18 protein-coding genes are annotated in these 17,582 nt (G+C 73.3%); 11 read left to right on the top strand and 7 right to left on the bottom strand.

Features of this window, described 5'->3' with window-relative positions; translation table 11 throughout:
- The first annotated feature begins 50 nt into the window (after nt 1-50).
- Genes ADL08_RS28925 through ADL08_RS28915 form a run of 3 tightly spaced genes read left to right on the top strand, consistent with a single transcriptional unit; the run spans nt 51 to nt 3,480 of the window.
- A complete protein-coding gene (locus ADL08_RS28925) occupies nt 51-1,979 on the top strand; it encodes a hypothetical protein (RefSeq protein ID WP_078968555.1) in 1,929 nt (642 codons plus the stop codon).
- Entirely contained in the window at nt 1,976-2,425 is a 450-nt protein-coding gene (locus ADL08_RS28920) for a hypothetical protein (protein ID WP_053648172.1), read from the top strand. Before ADL08_RS28925 ends, ADL08_RS28920 begins: the two co-directional genes overlap by 4 nt.
- Nucleotides 2,422-3,480, top strand: coding sequence for a glycoside hydrolase family 26 protein (locus tag ADL08_RS28915; RefSeq protein ID WP_053648170.1), 1,059 nt, complete (start codon nt 2,422-2,424; stop codon nt 3,478-3,480). The genes ADL08_RS28920 and ADL08_RS28915 overlap by 4 nt, the downstream gene beginning before the upstream one ends.
- 12 nt (nt 3,481-3,492) lie before the next feature.
- Here the strand turns inward: ADL08_RS28915 and ADL08_RS28910 are convergent, their stop codons facing one another.
- The 3 genes from ADL08_RS28910 to ADL08_RS28900 all read right to left on the bottom strand — a co-directional run bounded on the left by ADL08_RS28910 (nt 3,493) and on the right by ADL08_RS28900 (nt 7,862).
- Entirely contained in the window at nt 3,493-5,580 is a 2,088-nt protein-coding gene (locus ADL08_RS28910; protein ID WP_053648169.1) for a lipopolysaccharide biosynthesis protein, read from the bottom strand.
- Nucleotides 5,577-6,776, bottom strand: coding sequence for a DegT/DnrJ/EryC1/StrS family aminotransferase (locus tag ADL08_RS28905; RefSeq protein WP_234352301.1), 1,200 nt, complete (start codon nt 6,774-6,776; stop codon nt 5,577-5,579). The genes ADL08_RS28910 and ADL08_RS28905 overlap by 4 nt, the downstream gene beginning before the upstream one ends.
- Before the next feature lie 186 nt (nt 6,777-6,962).
- Nucleotides 6,963-7,862 (bottom strand): RNA polymerase sigma factor SigF, encoded by a 900-nt coding sequence (locus tag ADL08_RS28900; RefSeq protein ID WP_053648165.1) that lies wholly within the window; start codon nt 7,860-7,862, stop codon nt 6,963-6,965.
- 219 nt (nt 7,863-8,081) lie between these two features.
- Here ADL08_RS28900 and ADL08_RS28895 point away from each other — a divergent pair, with 219 nt between their 5' ends.
- Together ADL08_RS28895 and ADL08_RS28890 are read left to right on the top strand one after the other, a co-directional pair.
- Nucleotides 8,082-8,450: an STAS domain-containing protein gene (locus ADL08_RS28895; protein WP_053648163.1), complete on the top strand. Its 369-nt coding sequence runs from the start codon at nt 8,082-8,084 to the stop codon at nt 8,448-8,450.
- Between the two features lie 100 nt (nt 8,451-8,550).
- The gene (locus ADL08_RS28890) at nt 8,551-8,973 is read left to right on the top strand and encodes an ATP-binding protein (protein WP_053648161.1); all 423 of its coding nucleotides are present in this window, start codon (nt 8,551-8,553) and stop codon (nt 8,971-8,973) included.
- Nucleotides 8,974-9,124: 151 nt separating this feature from the next.
- Here ADL08_RS28890 and ADL08_RS28885 read toward each other — a convergent pair whose 3' ends face one another.
- The gene (locus ADL08_RS28885) at nt 9,125-10,630 is read right to left on the bottom strand and encodes a peptide MFS transporter (RefSeq protein ID WP_053648160.1); all 1,506 of its coding nucleotides are present in this window, start codon (nt 10,628-10,630) and stop codon (nt 9,125-9,127) included.
- Nucleotides 10,631-11,057: 427 nt separating this feature from the next.
- On the opposite strand from ADL08_RS28885, the gene ADL08_RS28880 reads away from it, so the two are divergent.
- Together ADL08_RS28880 and ADL08_RS28875 are read left to right on the top strand one after the other, a co-directional pair.
- Entirely contained in the window at nt 11,058-11,735 is a 678-nt protein-coding gene (locus ADL08_RS28880) for a response regulator transcription factor (RefSeq protein ID WP_053648158.1), read from the top strand.
- 20 nt (nt 11,736-11,755) lie between these two features.
- Complete coding sequence (locus ADL08_RS28875) at nt 11,756-13,027, top strand: ATP-binding protein (protein ID WP_053648155.1); 1,272 nt, start codon at nt 11,756-11,758, stop codon at nt 13,025-13,027.
- A 21-nt stretch (nt 13,028-13,048) separates the two neighbouring features.
- Here ADL08_RS28875 and ADL08_RS28870 read toward each other — a convergent pair whose 3' ends face one another.
- Nucleotides 13,049-13,564, bottom strand: coding sequence for a GtrA family protein (locus tag ADL08_RS28870; RefSeq protein ID WP_053648153.1), 516 nt, complete (start codon nt 13,562-13,564; stop codon nt 13,049-13,051).
- Between the two features lie 232 nt (nt 13,565-13,796).
- Between ADL08_RS28870 and ADL08_RS28865 the strand changes: the two genes are divergently transcribed.
- The 3 genes from ADL08_RS28865 to ADL08_RS28855 are packed head-to-tail and all read left to right on the top strand — an operon-like array spanning nt 13,797 to nt 16,638.
- Nucleotides 13,797-14,915: a 5-(carboxyamino)imidazole ribonucleotide synthase gene (locus ADL08_RS28865; RefSeq protein WP_234352308.1), complete on the top strand. Its 1,119-nt coding sequence runs from the start codon at nt 13,797-13,799 to the stop codon at nt 14,913-14,915.
- A complete protein-coding gene (gene purE, locus ADL08_RS28860) occupies nt 14,912-15,439 on the top strand; it encodes a 5-(carboxyamino)imidazole ribonucleotide mutase (RefSeq protein ID WP_053648149.1) in 528 nt (175 codons plus the stop codon). Before ADL08_RS28865 ends, purE begins: the two co-directional genes overlap by 4 nt.
- Nucleotides 15,436-16,638 carry a dipeptidase gene (locus ADL08_RS28855; protein WP_053648147.1) on the top strand — a complete coding sequence of 401 codons (1,203 nt, stop codon included), beginning with the start codon at nt 15,436-15,438 and terminating at the stop codon, nt 16,636-16,638. The genes purE and ADL08_RS28855 overlap by 4 nt, the downstream gene beginning before the upstream one ends.
- A gap of 6 nt (nt 16,639-16,644) precedes the next feature.
- Here ADL08_RS28855 and ADL08_RS28850 read toward each other — a convergent pair whose 3' ends face one another.
- Both ADL08_RS28850 and ADL08_RS28845 read right to left on the bottom strand, forming a co-directional pair.
- On the bottom strand, nt 16,645-17,025 hold the full coding sequence (locus ADL08_RS28850) for a VOC family protein (RefSeq protein WP_053648145.1): 381 nt from the start codon (nt 17,023-17,025) through the stop codon (nt 16,645-16,647).
- Nucleotides 17,026-17,071: 46 nt separating this feature from the next.
- On the bottom strand, nt 17,072-17,392 hold the full coding sequence (locus ADL08_RS28845) for a hypothetical protein (protein ID WP_053648143.1): 321 nt from the start codon (nt 17,390-17,392) through the stop codon (nt 17,072-17,074).
- On the opposite strand from ADL08_RS28845, the gene ADL08_RS28840 reads away from it, so the two are divergent.
- A complete protein-coding gene (locus ADL08_RS28840) occupies nt 17,382-17,573 on the top strand; it encodes a hypothetical protein (RefSeq protein ID WP_053648141.1) in 192 nt (63 codons plus the stop codon). The genes ADL08_RS28845 and ADL08_RS28840 overlap by 11 nt on opposite strands.
- Nucleotides 17,574-17,582 lie beyond the last annotated feature (9 nt).

The following is a 17,582-nucleotide window of genomic DNA, read 5'->3' as shown; positions in this document are numbered from 1 at the left end:
GCACGTTCCCCCCGCCCCGTCCGGGGGGAACAGCGGGGGGAGAACACGTCGTGCGACAGCACCACCAGGAGTCGGCACCGGTGAGGGAGGGGGCCGTGCCCGCGCGGCCCGGCGCCCCCGGGCGGGAGGACGGCGGCCGTCCGGAGACGCCCGCGCCACGCCCGCGCCGCACCCCCGTCCCGGCCCTCTCCTGGCTGCCCCCCGCCCTCCTGGTGCTCGGCCTCGGCCTGTGGGGGCTCTCGCTGCCCCTGGTCGACTTCCGCTTCATGGACGACTACGGACTCCTCGACCGGCTGCCCGTCCCCTTCTACGCCTCCCTCGTCGTCCTCACCGCGGGCTTCCTGGTGGCGCTGCGCCGCGCCGGGACCTCACCGGGCTGGCCGCTCGTCTACTGCGTCGGACTCCTCGTCGCCCTCAAGGCGGCGCCCGCCGTCCTCTACGACTCAGTGCGCTACCCGTGGGCGTCCAAGCACGACGCCGTCGTCAACACCCTCCTCGGCGCCGGTGAACTCCGCCCGCACGCAGCCCTGTCCGGCAACATGTCCGCCTACGACCAGTGGCCCGGCTTCTTCACCCTCAACGCGGCCCTCGTCCGCGCCTTCGGCGTCGAGTCCACCGCCGTCTACCTCAACTGGGCGCCCATCGTCCTCGGCCTGATCCTCCTCCCGGTGCTCGTGCTCCTCTACCGCACCTTCACCGAGGACTGGCGACTCGTCTGGACCGCCGTCTGGATCTTCCAGCTCGCCAACTGGGTCGGCCAGGACTACCTCGCCCCGCAGGGCCTCGCCTACGTCCTCCACCTGACCGTGCTCGCCGTCGTGCTGCGCCACTTCGTCCGGCCCGGCTCCGCCGGACGGCTCCGCGACCGCACCGCGCTCGACCCGGCCGCCGCCGCCGTGCCGCCGTCCACGACCACCCGGCAGCGGGCCGTCGGGGTGCTGATCCTGTCCCCGCTGATCCTCGCGGTCAACGCGGTCCACCAGCTCACCCCGGTCATGCTCTGCGTCGTCCTGGCCGCCCTCTGCCTCACCCGCCGCTACCGCAACCTCGGCCTCCTCGCCGTCACCGGCCTGATCATGCTGGGCTGGAACCTCACCATGGGCCGCCCGCTCTTCCTGGAGACCCTCGGCACCCTCAAGGACTCCCTCGGCCGGCTCACCCAGAACTCCCGCGCCGGCTACACCGGACAGCTCACCGGCCCCGGCCCCGAACTCGCCGGCAAGGCCGGCATCGCCATGGCCCTCGCCGTCGTCCTCTTCGCCGGCATCGCCGTCCTCGCCCGCCGCCGCCTCACCCGCGGCGCCCTGCCGCTGCTGCTCGCCTCGGCCGCCCCCCTGCCGCTCTTCGCCGTCAACGACTACGGCGGCGAGATGCTCTTCCGCGTCTACCTCTTCGGGCTGCCCGGCGCCGCGTTCTTCGCCGCCGCCGCGCTCGTCCCCACCGCCGCCGGCGCCCGCCGCAGCCGCGCCGCCGTCACCCGGCGCCGGGTCACCGCCGTCGCCCTCCCGGCCGTCCTCCTCGCCCTGACCGCCGGTTTCCTGCCCGCGTACTACGGCAAGGACGCCATGTACTACACCCCGCCCGCCGAGTCCGCCCTGGTCACCCGCGCCATCGACGGGATGCCGGCCGGCGGGCTGCTCCTCGCCACCTCCGGCTCCTTCCCCCAGGCCCTGCACCGCTACGACGAGGTCGAGCACTGGTGGTTCTGCGAACAGGACCCCGCCGAGAACGAGAAGATGCTCGCCGACCCGGCCCGGTACCTCGCCGACCGCATCCCGCGCGGCGTCACCGCCCAGGTCGTCCTCACCCGCACCCAGGACGTCTACACCGCCGGCGAGGGACTGCTCCCGGCCGGCGGCTTCACCGTCCTGCGCGACCGGCTCAAGGCCTCCCCGCTGTTCAGGACCGTCGAGGAGCACCCGTACGGGATCGTCCTCGCCTACACCCCGTCGACCACCACCCCGGGCGGTGCCTCGTGACCGTCGACCCGACCGCGCCCGCCCTCCGGACCCGGGGACACCGGGTCAGGGCCTCCGTCGCCGCCTCCGGCTGGCTCGCCCTCGCCGCGACCCTCCTCCCCGACGGCCTCCCGCTCCGCTGGGTCCCCGTCCTGCTCTTCGTCTGCCTCGGCCCCGGCCTCGCCCTGCTCCACCCGCAGCCCCGCGGACTGCGCCCGGGCGCCCGCCTGGAGGCGTTCGCGCTCGCCGCCCCGCTCAGCCTCGCCCTCGCCGCGCTCACCGCCACGTTCCTCTTCCTGATCGGAGGTTTCTCCGTGCCCGCCTTCCTCGTCCCGCTCGCCGCCTTCACCACGGCCGCCGCCCTCCTCCCGGGCCTCCCGCTGCCCGCCGCCACCAAAGGCGCCGTCGCCCCCGCGGACGCCGAGTCCTTCCTGCCCCGCGAACGAGGGCCCGGTGGGGGCCGGTGACCGGCGACCGGCACGTCCGGGGCACCGCCCCCGGACGCCTCGCGGTCGCCCTCGCCGCCGTCGGCGCGCTGACCGCCGGGATAGGGGTGTGGGCCACCGTCGCCGAGGGCGGCGACCGCTGCGCCCCCGACTCCCGGCTCGTCGCCCCCTGCGGAGCCTGGTGGGGCGCGTACCTCCCCTACGACCAGGGCGGTTCGCTCACCCGGCCCGTGTACGCCTTCGAGCGGAAGATCGGCCGCAAGCTCGACCTCGTGTACACGTACCATGACATGTCGGGCAACGCGCTCGACGGCACCCTCCTCACCGACGACGAGCGCGAACTCGGCCGCGACCGACTGCTGATGCTCGCCTGGGAGTCCACCGTGTGGAAGGAACCCCACCACGCCGGCTGGACCGAGACCCAGCTCGGCTGGAAGAACATCGCCTCCGGGCGGTACGACGCCGAGATCGTCGACCCGCAGATCCGCCGCGTGAAGGAGTACGGCAAACGGGTCTTCCTCTCCTTCGACCAGGAGGTCGACGCCCGTATCAAGGAGGGCGCCGGCACACCCGCCGAGTACGTCGCCGCCCACCGCCACCTCCACGACCGCTTCCGGGAGCTCGGCGCCGACAACGTCGTCTGGGTGTGGACCGTCTCCGGCTACCTCGGCATGGCCGACGAGATGAAGCGCCTGTACCCCGGTGACCGGTACGTCGACTGGATCGGCATGGACCAGTACAACTACTACCGCTGCCACGGCACCGACACCTGGCGGGACTTCGACGCCAGCCAGCGCCCCGCCTACGACTGGCTCCGCGCGAACGTCTCCGACCGGAAACCGATCATGCTCGCCGAGTTCGCCACCGTCCCCGATCCCGGGGAACCCCAGCGCCAGCGCGACTGGTACGCCGAGATCCCGCGGATCGCGCCGACCCTCCCCGAGGCCAAGGCGTACGTCCACTGGAACCGGCCCGTGCCGGGACCCGGCTGCGACCTCACCGTCGACTCCGGGCCAGGACTCGACGGCTACCGGACGGCCGGGCAGGACCCGTACTTCAAGCAGCCCCTGCCGTGACGCTGAGCCCGCTCAGGACCGCAGGCCCCGGATCGCGTACACCGCCATCGTCACGCCGGACAGGCCGAGCAGCAGCGGGAGCGGTCCGGTGGCGAAGGACTGCTGGGCCGCCCAGCCGGCCCACGTCAGCACCCACACCGCCCCGGCCGTGATCCGCCCGCCCGCCCCGAGCAGCCGCAGCAGCACCGCCGCGAGCACCAGGCACAGGCCCTGCGCCACCACCGGCGCGAACCGGGCCGCCGGGCCCGTGCCCAGCAGCTCGGCGCCCGGGCCGGCCGCGACCGGCGGCAGCAGGCCCAGGAGCGCCGGCGCGGTGTGCAGGGCGAGGAAGGTGGCCAGCAGCACCGCGCCCGCGTACCCGCCGCGGAAGGCGCGCGGGCCGACCGCCGCGCCCTGGAGGCCGACCAGCACAAGGCCGGCCAGCAGGGTCGGCACCGGGAGCGCCGCGAGCAGGTCCCGGCCGGAGGGCCGGGCGGCGTCGAGCGGGGTGGCGAACGCCAGCGGCAGCCAGAGGGCGAGCGCCGCCCCCGCGAGCAGCGCCCAGCGGACGGCGGGCAGCGAGCGGTTTCCCACGGCCGGGGGCCGCGCGCCGGGTACGGGCCCGGGGGCGCGCGGCCGGGGCACGTACACGGGGATGCCGTACGCGGGCGTCACCGTGTCCTGGGCGGCCGTGGAGCGCAGGTAGGCGCTCTGCCGCGCCCAGCTGGTGCCGTACCCGTCGTCGTCGGAGGCGACGGGCGCCGCCGCGACCTCCGGCTCCCGCCCCTTCAGCACCGCCCGCAGCCCCGGCACGCACGCCGCGGCCATCACCGTCATCCCGCCGAGAACCGCCCAGCCGGCCCCGCTGATGCCGTACGGGCCGAGCAGCACGGCCGCGCTGCCCAGCACCAGGACGCACATGCCGGCCTGGACGGCGGCGAGCGCGCCGGTACGGCCCTGGACGCGGAGGACGCCGATGTACAGCTCCACCACGACCCGGGGGAGCGCCCCGGCGGCGAGCAGCCGCAGCACCGTGGAGCCGTTGTCGGCGTAGCCCTGGCCGAAGGGGGCGAGGATCAGCGGCGCGAAGACGACCAGGACGAGGACGACCGGGACGAGCAGCAGCGCCATGCGGCGCAGCGCGCCCCTGACGCCCTCGGCGAGGGAGTCGGGGCTGTGCGAGGCGTGCGCGGTGAGCGAGGAGGCCATGTTGATGGCCATGAACTCCATCGTGCCGCCGACGGTGTAGGCCGTGTAGAAGAAGGCGTTGTGGGCGGCGTCGAAGCGGACGGCGACCATCACCGGCAGCAGGTTGATCATGGCGAGGCTGAAGAGCGCGCCGACGGAGTCCCCGGCCATGAACCGGCCGATCTCGCGCAGGCCCGGCGGCTCGCGGTCCCGGTCGGCGCGCGCCTGCCGGGGGATGAGCCGCCGGAGGACGAGCCAGGCGAGCGGGACCACCGAGAGGGCGATCGCCGCCGACCAGGAGACGAAGACGCCGAGCACGGGCACGGCGGTGGCCAGGGCGACGAGCAGGATCAGCTTGCCCAGCGAGAAGACCGCGTTGCCGACGGGGACCCAGATCGCCCGCCGCAGGCCGGTGAGGACGCCGTCCTGGAGCGTGAGCAGTGCCCAGCCGACGCAGGAGGCGGTGAAGAAGAGCCCGGCGGACAGCGTGCCGAGGGGGGCGTACGAGGGCCCCCACCGGTCCAGGGTGAGCAGGAAGACCCCGCAGGCCACGGTCACGACGACCGTGCTGACCAGGTACAGGCGCAGCACGAGCGGCCCGGTGGCGCGGCCCGCCCGGGGCACGTACCGGACGACCGCGCCGATCATCGTGGTCGCGGTGAGGGAGGCGAGGAGCCGCTGGGCGGCGATGGCGGCGGAGCCCTGGCCGACGGCCTCCTCGGAGTAGTGGCGGGCGGCGACCAGCCAGAAGCCGAGGCCCAGGGCGGCGGAGACGCCGGTGGAGAGCATCAGGGCGTACGCGTTGCGGAACATGGAGCTCTCGCCGGAGCCGTCGCCGGAGCCTCCGGGGTCCTCCGGGGGCGCGGCGGTCTCCGCGGGGGCGTCGGCGTCCGCCGCGCGGTCCGCGCCCCGCAGCCGTACGGTCTCGGTCACCGGGCGCCCCCGAGGGCCGCCGACGGGTGCGCGGGCCGCAGTCCGGCGGTCCGCAGGGCGGCGAGGGCGGCGTCCGCGCGGCGCGGGTCCACGGGCAGGGCGTGCCGGGCGAACCAGGCGGCCCGCTCCGGCGCGGGGGAGGGGTCGGTGAAGCGCCCGCCCGCGTAGGCGTCGAGCGGCGGGTCGTAGAGGTAGCCGGTGGTGATCCGGCGCCGGGCGAGGGCGGCGACGGCCGCGTCCCGGTCCTCGACGAGCAGCGGCACCCGGAAGAGGGGCCGGGCCTCCGCGCCGGCCTCGCCGGCGGCGGAGCCGTACTCGCTGGCCAGGAGCCGGGCGGTGCCCGCCCGGTGGGCGTCGAGGACGGTGTCGAGCCGGGCCAGGCGGCGGCCGGTGCGGCGGAGCCTGGCGGCGCTCGGCCGGAGCCGGTAGTCGTGCATGTCGACGCGGATCCAGGAGTGGAGGGGTTCGAGCGCGGGCGCGGCCGGGAGGGCCCGCGCCAGGGCGTCGGGGCGGAGCGGCATCCGTATCTCCTCCCGCTCCTCCAGGCCGAGCGTCCGCAGCGCGGCGCGGGCGGCCCCGGTCAGGCGCAGCCCGCGCACGGCGGCCTCCGCGTACGGCCTGGCCAGGTAGGCGAGTTCGGCGGTGGCGCGGGTCGGGTGCAGCAACGCGTCGCGGGCGGCGGCCAGTTCGTCGCGCAGGGCCGGGTCGGCGAGGGCGAGGAAGCCGCCCGTCCCGGCGCGGACGTGCTTGGAGAGGCTGAAGACGGACGCCTCGCCGTAGGTGCCGACCGGGCGTCCGCCGACGGTGGAGCCGATCGCGTGGGCCGCGTCCTCGATCAGCGGGATGCCGAGCCGGTCGCAGCGCTCCCGCAGCTCCGGTGCCGGGTCGGGGTTCCCGTACAGGTTGGTGGTGAGGACGGCCGACAGGCCGCTCCAGACGGAGTCGGGGACGGCCGCCGCGTCGACGGAGCCGTCGCGCGGGTCGAGCGGCGCCTGCACCGGGCGCAGGCCCGCGGCGAGGACGACGAAGAGGATCACGTCGTCGTTGACCGGTGACATCAGCACCCTGCCGCCGGGCGCGCACCAGTGGCGCAGCGCGAGGTAGAGGCCGAAGCGGCACGACGGCACGTAGAGGCACTCCCTGCCCCCGAGCCGGCCGCGCATGCGTTCTTCCACGTCCGCGTACGCAGAAACCATGTGATTCCCCCCTGAACCCCGGGCTCAATGTGGCCCATTCCGGACGGCGCGTCAACAACGCGCCCCGGTCGCACGCGTGGTGGTGCGCGGAAGGGCCCGTCCAGGGTCGGCAGACCGTGAACGGGCCCTTCCGCGACCGTTCTCACGGCTGCGGCCATTTTGGCGGCTCGGGGCGGGAGGCGGAGGTCATTCCTCCAGAGTGAGGCCCTTGCGCAGCCGGCCGAGCGTGCGGGCCAGGAGCCGGGAGACGTGCATCTGGGAGATGCCGAGCTCCTCGCCGATCTCCGACTGGGTCATGCCGGAGACGAAGCGGAGGGAGAGGATCTGCCGCTCGCGGGAGGGCAGCGAGGCGATCATCGGCTTGAGGGAGGCGATGTACTCGATGCCGACGATGCCGTTGTCCTCGTAGCCGAGCCGGTCGGCGAGCGCGGCCTCGCCGCCTCCGCCGTCCTCCTCGGCGGGCTGGGCGTCGAGCGAGCTCGCGGTGTACGCGTTGCTCGCCGTCATGCCCTCGACGACCTCCTCCGGCGCGATGCCGAGTTCCTCGGCGAGCTCGGCGACGGTGGGGGAGCGGTCCAGGCGCTGGGAGAGGTCGTCCGTGGCCCGCGCGAGGTCGAGGCGGAGTTCCTGGAGCCGGCGGGGTACGTGCACGGACCAGGAGGTGTCGCGGAAGAAGCGCTTGATCTCGCCGATGATGGTCGGCATCGCGAACGTGGGGAACTCGACGCCGCGGGAGAGCTCGAAGCGGTCGATGGCCTTGATGAGGCCGATGGTGCCGACCTGGACGATGTCCTCCATCGGTTCGCTGCGGGTGCCGAACCGGGCGGCGGCGAAGCGGACGAGGGCGAGGTTGAGTTCGACGAGGGTGTTGCGGACGTACGCGTGGTCGTGGGTGCCCTCCTCCAGCTCCGCGAGGCGGGCGAAGAGCTGCTTCGACAGGGCGCGCGCGTCGACCGGTCCGATCCGGTCGAGGGGCCGGTCGAGCAGCCGGTCGGCGAGTTCGTCGGGGAGGGGGGTGGTGTGGTCGACGGAAAGGATTGCCGACGGCGCGTCGGGGGTACGCGTGGCGTCGAGCCGGGGTGACATGGGTCTCCTTCGGGTTCTTCTCGCAGCGGTTTGCGGCGCCTCCGAGCCGGCCGTTTCGGGTGTTCTCTCTAGCCCTACCTGCTCGACCCTGAAGGTTGCAAGTGCCAATAATCCCGTTTGTCGCGTTATGAGATGGACCCTGTGTGCATCAGAGGCCAAGCCGCTTGTAGTGTTCGAGGACGTCAGTCGGCATCCGCGAGAGCGAGAAGAGGCACGGCCATGGACCGCGAACACATCGGCAGCGCACTGCCCGCGCGGCTGCGGGTCGAGACGCGGACCGTGGGGGAGAGCGAAGTTCTCACCCCGGTGGGCGAACTCGACCACCACACCGCGGAACTCCTGCGCGAACCCCTCGACGGGGCACTGGACGCGGGCCGTTCGCGGCTCGTCGTCGACTGCTCCGGCCTGGAGTTCTGCGACTCGACCGGACTCAACGTGCTCCTCGGCGCCCGGCTGCGGGCGGACGCCGCCGGCGGCGCGGTGCACCTGGCGGGGATGCGGCCCGCGGTGGCCCGGGTGTTCCACATCACGGGTGCGGACACCGTCTTCACCGTCCACGAGACGCTCGCGACGGCCCTGCCCGAGTGAGCCGGGCCCGCACGGGCCCGCCGCTCCGGCACGCCGTCCGCCGCGGCCCGGCCCCGCACGTCCTGCCCCCAGTCCCGTCGATCGGTGAGGTGAAGCGCTGATGGACCAAGCTTCCGACGTCCGTACGCTCGCCCTCGGCGACACCAGCGGCACGGTGCCGCTCGCCCGCGACTTCACGCGGACGGCGCTCCACGAGTGGGGCTGGCTGCCCGCCGACACCGCCGACCGCAGGGCCGCCGCCGAGGACGTCCTCCTGGTCGTCTCCGAGCTGGTCACCAACGCCTGCCTGCACGCCGACGGGCCCGAGAGCCTGCGCGTCCTGCGGCTGGACAAGGTGCTGCGCCTCGAAGTCACCGACCGCGGCGCCGGCCAGCCCGCCCCGCGCACCCCGCACCGCGCCGGACGCCCCGGCGGCCACGGCATGTTCATCGTGCAGCGGCTGTGCCGCGACTGGGGCATCGACCGCACGCCCGGGGCCCCCGGCAAGACGGTCTGGGCCGAGCTCTCGGCCCCCGGCGACTGAGCGGGCGCACAAAGGGCCACCGAGCAGCCGAAAGGCCGCCGACCGGCCCGTCAGGACCGCGAACGGCGAAGGCCGCCGCACCGGATCGGTGCGGCGGCCTCCGTGCGTGCGGCCCGGCGTCACAGGCCGCCGGGCCGGTTCACGGACCCGATCAGCTGACGTCGCCCATGAGCGCGCGGATCTTCTTGCCCGCGGTCATGAAGGCCAGGCCCGCGGCGACCGCCACGACGGCCCACAGCGAGTAGTACAGGGCGTCGCCCAGCGGCTCGTTGAGCTTGGTGGTCCAGCCGTTCAGGGCGTTGCCCGTCGCGGTGGCCAGGAACCACAGGCCCATGATCTGGCCGACGAACTGCTTCGGGGCCAGCTTCGTCGACAGGGACAGGCCGACCGGGGAGAGGCACATCTCGCCGATGGTCTGGACGAGGTACACGCTCAGCAGCCAGAAGACGGTGACCTTGCCGGTCTCGCTGTTGGCGGCGGCGGCGCCCGCGAGGCCCATGATGGCGAACGAGCCGCCGATGAGCAGCATCGCGAGGGCGAACTTCATGGGGGCGCTGGGCTCGCGGTTCCGCTTGGCCAGCTTGACCCACAGCGCGGCGAAGACCGGCGCCAGGACGATGACCATCATCGGGTTCACCGACTGGTACCAGGAGGCCGGGAACTCCCAGCCGCCGATCATGCGGTCGGTCTTGCCGTCCGCGAACAGGGTGAGCAGCGAGCCCGACTGGTCGTAGATCATCCAGAAGAGGACGGCGGTGGTGAAGAACCACGCGAACGCCTTGATCTTCGGCTTGTCCTCGGCGGCCAGCGCCGGGTTGCGGTACATCGCGACGAAGTACACGACCGGCACCACGATGCCGAGCACCGCGAGCACGTTGACGATGTGCTCGATGTCGTACGTGCCGAGCGCCAGGTCCACGAGGAGCGCGGCGACGGCCAGACCGCCCCACAGCAGCACCTTGCGCAGCGCGTTCCGCTTCTCCTCGGGCGTCGCCGGGGTGCCCGGCTCCTTGCCGACGTCACCGAGGTGGCGGGAGCCCAGGACGTACTGGACGACGGCGAGCGTCATGCCTATGCCGGCGACGGCGAAGCCGAGGTGCCAGTCGACGTTCTCGCCGAGGTAGCCGACGACCAGCGGGGCGAGCATGCCGCCGATGTTGATCGACATGTAGAAGAGCGTGAAGCCGGCGTCGCGGCGGGCGCTCGGCTGCCCCTCGTACAGCCCGCCGACCATGGCCGAGATGTTCGGCTTCAGCAGGCCCGTACCGGCGGCGATGAGGGCGAGGCCCGCGAAGAACGCCGTGTCCGAGGGGATGGCCAGGGTGAAGTGGCCCAGGGCGATGACGATGCCGCCGACGAGCACGGCCTTCCGCGCGCCCCACAGGCGGTCGGCGACCCAGCCGCCCGGCATCGCGGCCATGTAGACGACCGCGTTGTACACGCCGTAGATGGAGGCGGCCAGCGCCTCACGCTCTTCGAGGGGACCGTCGAGGACGGCCGCGACCAGGTAGAGGACCAGAATGGCGCGCATTCCGTACCAGGAGAAGCGCTCCCACATCTCGGTCATGAAGAGAGTGGCCAGACCACGGGGGTGGCCGAAGAACGTCTTCTCGGAACCGGGGGTCCCGGCCGAAGACGTCGTCAGGCTGGACGCCATGTCGATCCTTGCTCTGTCGGGACGCTCGCCTTGTGAGCGGGGTGCGCCCGGTGGGGGAGGCCGGCACCGGCGGAATCGTGGAACTCCGCCGGGATCCACGCCCCGGAAGGCGCGTCTTCACGCCCCGGGACCCGGCCCACAGGTCATTCGGCGCCGCCGAGGACGGCCGGGCCGGCCTCACGCAGAAAAGAGGACCCCGACCCACCAAGTCGGCCAAAGGTCCCCGAATACCGCTACAGACGCCTCAACACCATACGACACGACAGTGCCGGATATGGAAGGACTTGAGACATGGATCACAGGCAGGAATGCAACCGTACAGGCCCATTCGAAGGTCACACACAAGATGCCCACAAGATCCGCAGGGTCCACCCCGGCCCCGCGGATCGCACCCCGGGCCGGGCGCCCCGCGGTCTACCATCACCCCATGACCCGTGTACTGCTCGCCGAGGACGACGCATCCATCTCGGAACCGCTGGCCCGCGCCCTGCGGAGAGAGGGGTACGAGGTCGAGGTCCGCGAGGACGGCCCCACCGCCCTCGACGCCGGTCTCCAGGGCGGCGTCGACCTGGTCGTGCTCGACCTGGGGCTCCCCGGCATGGACGGCCTGGAGGTCGCCCGGCGGCTGCGCGCCGAGGGGCACGCGATCCCCATCCTGGTGCTCACCGCGCGCGCCGACGAGGTCGACACCGTCGTCGGGCTCGACGCGGGCGCCGACGACTACGTCACCAAGCCCTTCCGGCTCGCCGAGCTCCTGGCCCGGGTCCGGGCCCTGCTCCGGCGCGGCACCACCGAGCCCGTCGCCGCCCCCTCCACCCACGGCGTGCGGATCGACGTCGAGTCGCACCGCGCCTGGATGGGCGAGGAGGAGCTCCAGCTCACCGCCAAGGAGTTCGACCTGCTCCGGGTCCTCGTCCGGGACGCCGGCCGGGTCGTCACCCGCGACCAGCTGATGCGCGAGGTCTGGGACACCACCTGGTGGTCCTCCACCAAGACCCTCGACATGCACATCTCCTGGCTGCGCAAGAAGCTCGGCGACGACGCGGCGAACCCCCGCTACATCGCCACCGTGCGCGGCGTCGGCTTCCGCTTCGAGAAGAGCTAACCCCCAGCGAAAGAGCCTCCGTGCGCCGCCGTCTGATCAACTCCACGCTCGCCGTGGTGCTCGTCGTCATCGCCGTCTTCGGCGTCTCCCTCGTCATCGTCGAGACCCGCACCATCGCCGGCAGCGCCCAGGAGAGCGTGGACTCGGAGGCGCTGCGGATCGTCTCCATCGTCGACAGCCGGCTCATCGGCGGCGAACCGGTCAACCCGGACATCCTCGCCGAGCAGAGCGGCGCCAAGCGGTACGCGCAGATCCTCATCCCCGGCCGCGACCCCATCTCGATCGGGGAGCGCCCCCGGGGCGAGGTCATCCGCGGCAGCGCCGAGGGGGAGCGCGGCGAGACCGTGATCGTCGAGGAGTCCCGCTCCGCCGTCACCGCCGAGGTCGGCCGCACCCTCCTGATCATCGGCGCGGTGGCCCTGCTCGCCGTCGTCGCCGCCGTCCTCCTCGCCGTACGGCAGGCCAACCGGCTCGCCTCCCCGCTCACCGACCTCGCGGAGACCGCCGAGCGCCTCGGCTCCGGCGACCCGCGCCCCCGGCACAAGCGGTACGGAGTGCCCGAGCTGGACCGGGTCGCGGACGTCCTCGACGCCTCCGCCGAGCGGATCGCCCGGATGCTCACCGCCGAGCGGCGGCTCGCCGCCGACGCCTCCCACCAGCTCCGCACGCCCCTCACCGCGCTCTCCATGCGCCTGGAGGAGGTCGCCCTCGCCGACGACCTGGACACGGTCAAGGAGGAGGCGACGATCGCGCTCACCCAGGTCGAGCGGCTCACCGACGTCGTGGAACGGCTCCTCACCAACTCCCGGGACCCCCGCACCGGCTCCGCCGTCGCCTTCGACCTGGACGAGGTCGTCAAGCAGCAGATCGAGGAGTGGCGGCCGGCCTACCGCAGCGCGGGACGGGCCATCGTGCACTCCGGCAAGCAGGGGATGCGGGCCGTGGGCACCCCGGGCGCGGTCGCCCAGGTCCTCGCCGCCCTGATCGAGAACTCGCTCATGCACGGCGGCGGCACGGTCGCCCTGCGGACCCGGGTCACCGGCAACCAGTCCGTGATCGAGGTCACCGACGAGGGGCCGGGCGTCCCGGCCGACCTCGGCGCGCGGATCTTCGAGCGGGCCGTCAGCGGCCGCAGCTCCACCGGCATCGGCCTGGCGGTCGCCCGCGACCTCGCGGAGGCGGACGGCGGCCGCCTGGAACTCCTCCAGCAGCAGCCGCCGGTCTTCGCGCTCTTCCTGGGCCGCGAGGGCAGGAGCGTCCCCGACCGGCCGTCGGACCGCCCCGTACGCTGAGGAAACGCCGGTCGGACCGGGTCAGACCCGGTCGGGCTGGCGGCGGGTCGCCTGTCGCGGGGCCTGCTCCAGGAACGATTCGGCGGTCTGCACGGCCTCCTTCGCCGGCAGCGCGCGGAAGACCCAGGTGCGGTACGACCAGAAGCGGAACAGGGTCGCGATCCCGATCCCGAAGAACTTGAAGAAGTTGCTGGCCAGCGGGCCGTCCCAGCCGAAGCCGTACGTCGCCGCGTAGAGCAGGCCGTTCTGGATCACCAGGCCGATCAGGCTGAAGACCAGGAAGAGGGACATCTCCTTGGTGCGCCTGCCCTTGTCCCGGTCCCGGTAGGTGAAGTAACGGAAGCCGACGTAGTTGAACGCGATGGCCACCACGGTGGCGATGACGCTCGCCCGTACGACCGGCAGGTCCGAGAAGTGGCGCACGAGGTTGAACACCCCGAGGTCGACCAGAACTCCCACGGCGCCCACGGCCCCGAACTTGGCGACCTCGCGGAAGAGCCGGTCGAGTCGCGTGCGCAGCGCTCCGGGTTCACTCATGGTGATGGCTCTGTCCCGTCCGTCCGGGTGACGTCCGGGTGACGTCAACCAGTCCATGCTAACCAGGGCCTCTGGCACATGCCGGTGTACCGCGCGAACCATGGCCGGACCTCGCCCCGGCTCCGTGCTCCCGCCCGGGCGCCTTCCCTTGATCCTTGTGCCAAAACACAGCCGGACGCGTGTTCCCCGATGGTGCGGATACCCTAAGGGGGTGACGTTTCCGGTAGTCGGCATGGTCGGTGGCGGTCAGCTCGCCCGTATGACCCACGAGGCGGGCATCCCCCTCGGCATCAAGTTCAAGCTCCTCAGTGACACCCCGCAGGACTCCGCGGCCCAGGTGGTGAGCGAGGTCGTCGTCGGCGATTATCGCGACCTGGACACGCTGCGTGACTTCGCGCGCGGATGCGACGTGATCACCTTCGATCACGAGCACGTCCCCACCGAGCACCTGCGGGCCCTGGAGGCGGACGGCATCCCCGTCCGCCCGGGGCCCGACGCCCTGGTGCACGCGCAGGACAAGGGGGTGATGCGCGCCCGGCTCGACGCGATCGGCGCGCCGAGCCCCCGCCACCGCATCGTCGCGGACCCGGCGGACGCGGAGGCCTTCGCGGCCGAGGTCGGGGGCTTCCCGATCATCCTCAAGACCGTGCGCGGCGGCTACGACGGCAAGGGCGTCTGGTTCGTGCGTTCGCCCGAGGACGCCCGCGACCCCTTCCTGGCCGGCGTCCCGGTCCTCGCGGAGGAGAAGGTCGACTTCACGCGCGAGCTGGCGGCGAACATCGTCCGCTCCCCGCACGGCCAGGCCGTCGCCTACCCGGTCGTGGAGTCCCGCCAGGTCGACGGCGTCTGCGACACCGTGATCGCGCCCGCCCCCGACCTGTCCGAGGAGCTGTCCGGACAGGCGCAGGAGCTGGCGCTGCGGATCGCCCGGGAGCTGGGCGTCGTCGGCCACCTCGCCGTGGAGCTGTTCGAGACCGCGGACGGCCGCGTCCTCGTCAACGAACTGGCGATGCGCCCGCACAACTCCGGCCACTGGACCCAGGACGGCGCGATCACCTCGCAGTTCGCCAACCACGTCCGGGCGGTCCTCGACCTGCCCCTCGGCGATCCGCGCCCCCGCGCGCGGTGGACCGTGATGTGCAATGTCCTGGGCGGCGACTACCCGGACATGTACTCCGCGTACCTGCACTGCATGGCCAGGGACCCGCAGCTCAAGATCCACATGTACGGAAAGGACGTGAAGCCCGGCCGCAAGGTGGGCCACGTCAACACCTACGGCGACGACCTGGACGAGGTGCTGGAGCGCGCCCGCCACGCCGCCGGCTACCTGCGAGGAACGATCACCGAATGAGCACCAGCCCCGTCGTCGGCATCGTCATGGGTTCGGACTCCGACTGGCCCGTCATGGAGGCCGCGGCCCAGGCCCTGGACGAGTTCGAGATCCCGTACGAGGTCGACGTCGTCTCCGCGCACCGCATGCCGCGCGAGATGATCGCGTACGGAGAGGAGGCCGCCGGGCGCGGGCTCAAGGCGATCGTCGCGGGCGCGGGCGGCGCCGCCCACCTGCCCGGCATGCTCGCCTCCGTCACCCCGCTGCCCGTCATCGGCGTGCCGGTGCCGCTGAAGTACCTCGACGGCATGGACTCGCTGCTCTCCATCGTGCAGATGCCGGCCGGCGTCCCGGTCGCCACGGTCTCCGTCGGCGGCGCCCGCAACGCGGGCCTGCTCGCGGCCCGGATCCTCGCCGCGCACGACCCGGCGCTGCTCGACCGGATGCGCGCCTTCCAGCAGGAGCTGAACGACCAGGCGACGGACAAGGGCAAGCGGCTGCGCGCCAAGGTCGAGGGCGCCGAGTCCTTCGGCTTCGCCCGGTGACCGCCGCCGACCGCCTGGCCGAGGCGCGCGAGCTGCTGGCCGGCCACCCCGTGGTGGACGGCCACAACGACCTGCCGTGGGCCCTGCGCGAGCAGGTGCGCTACGACCTCGACCGCATGGACATCGCGGCCGACCAGAGCGCCTCGCTCCACACCGACCTCGCCCGCCTGCGGGCCGGCGGCGTCGGCGCCCAGTTCTGGTCGGTGTACGTGCCCTGCCGGTTCACCGGGGACGACGCGGTCAGCGCCACCCTGGAGCAGATCGACGTGGTCGACCAGCTCCTGGAGCGGTACGCCGCCGACCTGGCGCCCGCGCTGACGGCGGACGACATGGAGGCGGCCCGGAAGCAGGGCCGCATCGCCTCCCTCAAGGGGGCCGAGGGCGGCCACTCGATCAACAACTCCCTCGCCACCCTGCGCGCGCTGCACGCCCTGGGCGTGCGCTACATGACGCTCACCCACAACGACAACAACGACTGGGCGGACTCGGCGACCGACGGCCCCGGCGTCGGCGGGCTCTCCGCCTTCGGCCGGCAGGTCGTCCGCGAGATGAACCGCTCCGGCATGCTGGTCGACCTCTCGCACGTGGCCGCGACGACCATGCGGGACGCCCTCGACGCCACCGCCGCGCCGGTGATCTTCTCGCACTCCTCGGCCCGGGCGGTCTGCGACCACCCGCGCAACGTCCCGGACGACGTCCTGGAGCGGCTGCCCGCCAACGGCGGCGTCGCGATGGTCACCTTCGTGCCCAAGTTCATCCTCCCGGCGGCCGTCGAGTGGACCGCGCGGGCGGACGAGAACCTGCGGGAGCACGGCTTCGACCACCTCGACACCACCGCCGAGGCGATGGCGCTGCACCGCGCCTTCGAGGAGGCGCACCCGCGCCCGGTGGCCACCGCCGCCACGGTCGCCGACCACCTCGACCACATGCGCGAGGCCGCCGGCATCGACCACATCGGCATCGGCGGTGACTACGACGGCACGGCCTTCACCCCGTCGGGCCTGGACGACGTCGCCGGCTACCCGAACCTGGTCGCGGAACTCCTCCACCGCGGCTGGTCGCACCCGGACCTGGCCAAACTGACCTGGTCCAACGCGGTCCGCGCCCTGCGCGACGCGGAGGACGTCTCCCGCGACCTGAGGGACCGCACGGCCCCGTCGAACGCGACCATCGAGTCCCTGGACGGCCGGGGGGCCTGACGGCTCCTACCGGTCCACGCAGAGGCAGAACGGGTGCCCGACCGGGTCCGCGTACACGCGGAAGTCACGGTCGGGATCACCCGCGTCGAGCAGCTTGGCGCCGAGCGCGAGCACCTGCTCCTCGCCCCGGTCGAGGTCGTCCACGGTCAGGTCCAGGTGGAACTGCTGCCCGCCCTCCTCCTCGGGCCAGTGCGGCGCGACGTAGCCGGCGACCTCCTGGAAGGCGAGCTGGGTGCCGTCGTGCCCGGAGAGCATCACCCAGGAGTCCCCCTCCTCGGAGTCCTCCGAGACCCGGGGGGAGCCGCCGAGGATCCCGGCGTAGAAGGTGGCGAGGGACATCGGATCGGGACAGTCCAGGACGACGGACCGCAGGGTGGCGACGGGCATGGTTCTCCTCGTGCTCGTACGGGTGGGACGTTCCCACCGTCCGCCCCTACCCGCATCCGCGCACGGCAAGGCCACCCACGCGCGCGTACCTCCGCCGGGCCCGCCGCCGGGCCTCGCAGCGCGCGGCGAGCCACGGTTGCCCGTGGACGTCGCGCGCGTCGTACGCGACGAGCCGGAGCGCGTCGTCCCGGAAGCGTACGGAGAGGTACGGGTCGTCCCCGGCGCTGCCCTGCCAGGCGGCGGCCACCGGCTCGCCCACGGCCCGGGTGACGCGGTGGCTGGAGGGCGCGGCGCTCTCGGCCGGGGACTCCCGCGGGTTCGTCCACGCGACCGCCGAGGAACCGTGAGGAACGCCGATGGATCGCATCACCCGGGAAGACGCCTTCCGCGGCGAGGGCGCCAACTGCTCCCGCCTCGGCACCGACGCGGACGGCAACGGCCACATCGCCGTCGCCGGTCAGGAGGACGTCTGCCCGACCGACGGCGGCGAAGCTCTCCGTACCCTCGTCCGGGACGTCGAGGCGGGCGAGGCCGACCACCTGTTGTGACCCGGCGAA

This window comes from Streptomyces sp. NRRL F-6492 (assembly GCF_001280125.1).
Taxonomy (GTDB): Bacteria; Actinomycetota; Actinomycetes; order Streptomycetales; family Streptomycetaceae; genus Streptomyces.
The sequence above is the reverse complement of the archived record's forward strand: the minus strand, read 5'-3'. Positions and strand labels throughout refer to the sequence as shown.

What these genes read in the sequence shown, in the direction of transcription:
- ADL08_RS28905 (WP_234352301.1), bottom strand. Translation starts at nt 6,776, where the DNA reads ATGGTTTCTGCGTACGCGGACGTGGAAGAACGCATGCGCGGCCGGCTC.
- ADL08_RS28900 (WP_053648165.1), bottom strand. Translation starts at nt 7,862, where the DNA reads ATGTCACCCCGGCTCGACGCCACGCGTACCCCCGACGCGCCGTCGGCA.
- ADL08_RS28895 (WP_053648163.1), top strand. Translation starts at nt 8,082, where the DNA reads ATGGACCGCGAACACATCGGCAGCGCACTGCCCGCGCGGCTGCGGGTC.
- ADL08_RS28890 (WP_053648161.1), top strand. Translation starts at nt 8,551, where the DNA reads ATGGACCAAGCTTCCGACGTCCGTACGCTCGCCCTCGGCGACACCAGC.
- ADL08_RS28885 (WP_053648160.1), bottom strand. Translation starts at nt 10,630, where the DNA reads ATGGCGTCCAGCCTGACGACGTCTTCGGCCGGGACCCCCGGTTCCGAG.
- ADL08_RS28880 (WP_053648158.1), top strand. Translation starts at nt 11,058, where the DNA reads ATGACCCGTGTACTGCTCGCCGAGGACGACGCATCCATCTCGGAACCG.
- ADL08_RS28870 (WP_053648153.1), bottom strand. Translation starts at nt 13,564, where the DNA reads ATGAGTGAACCCGGAGCGCTGCGCACGCGACTCGACCGGCTCTTCCGC.
- ADL08_RS28865 (WP_234352308.1), top strand. Translation starts at nt 13,797, where the DNA reads ATGGTCGGTGGCGGTCAGCTCGCCCGTATGACCCACGAGGCGGGCATC.
- purE (WP_053648149.1), top strand. Translation starts at nt 14,912, where the DNA reads ATGAGCACCAGCCCCGTCGTCGGCATCGTCATGGGTTCGGACTCCGAC.
- ADL08_RS28850 (WP_053648145.1), bottom strand. Translation starts at nt 17,025, where the DNA reads ATGCCCGTCGCCACCCTGCGGTCCGTCGTCCTGGACTGTCCCGATCCG.
- ADL08_RS28840 (WP_053648141.1), top strand. Translation starts at nt 17,382, where the DNA reads ATGGATCGCATCACCCGGGAAGACGCCTTCCGCGGCGAGGGCGCCAAC.
- ADL08_RS28845 (WP_053648143.1), bottom strand. Translation starts at nt 17,392, where the DNA reads ATGCGATCCATCGGCGTTCCTCACGGTTCCTCGGCGGTCGCGTGGACG.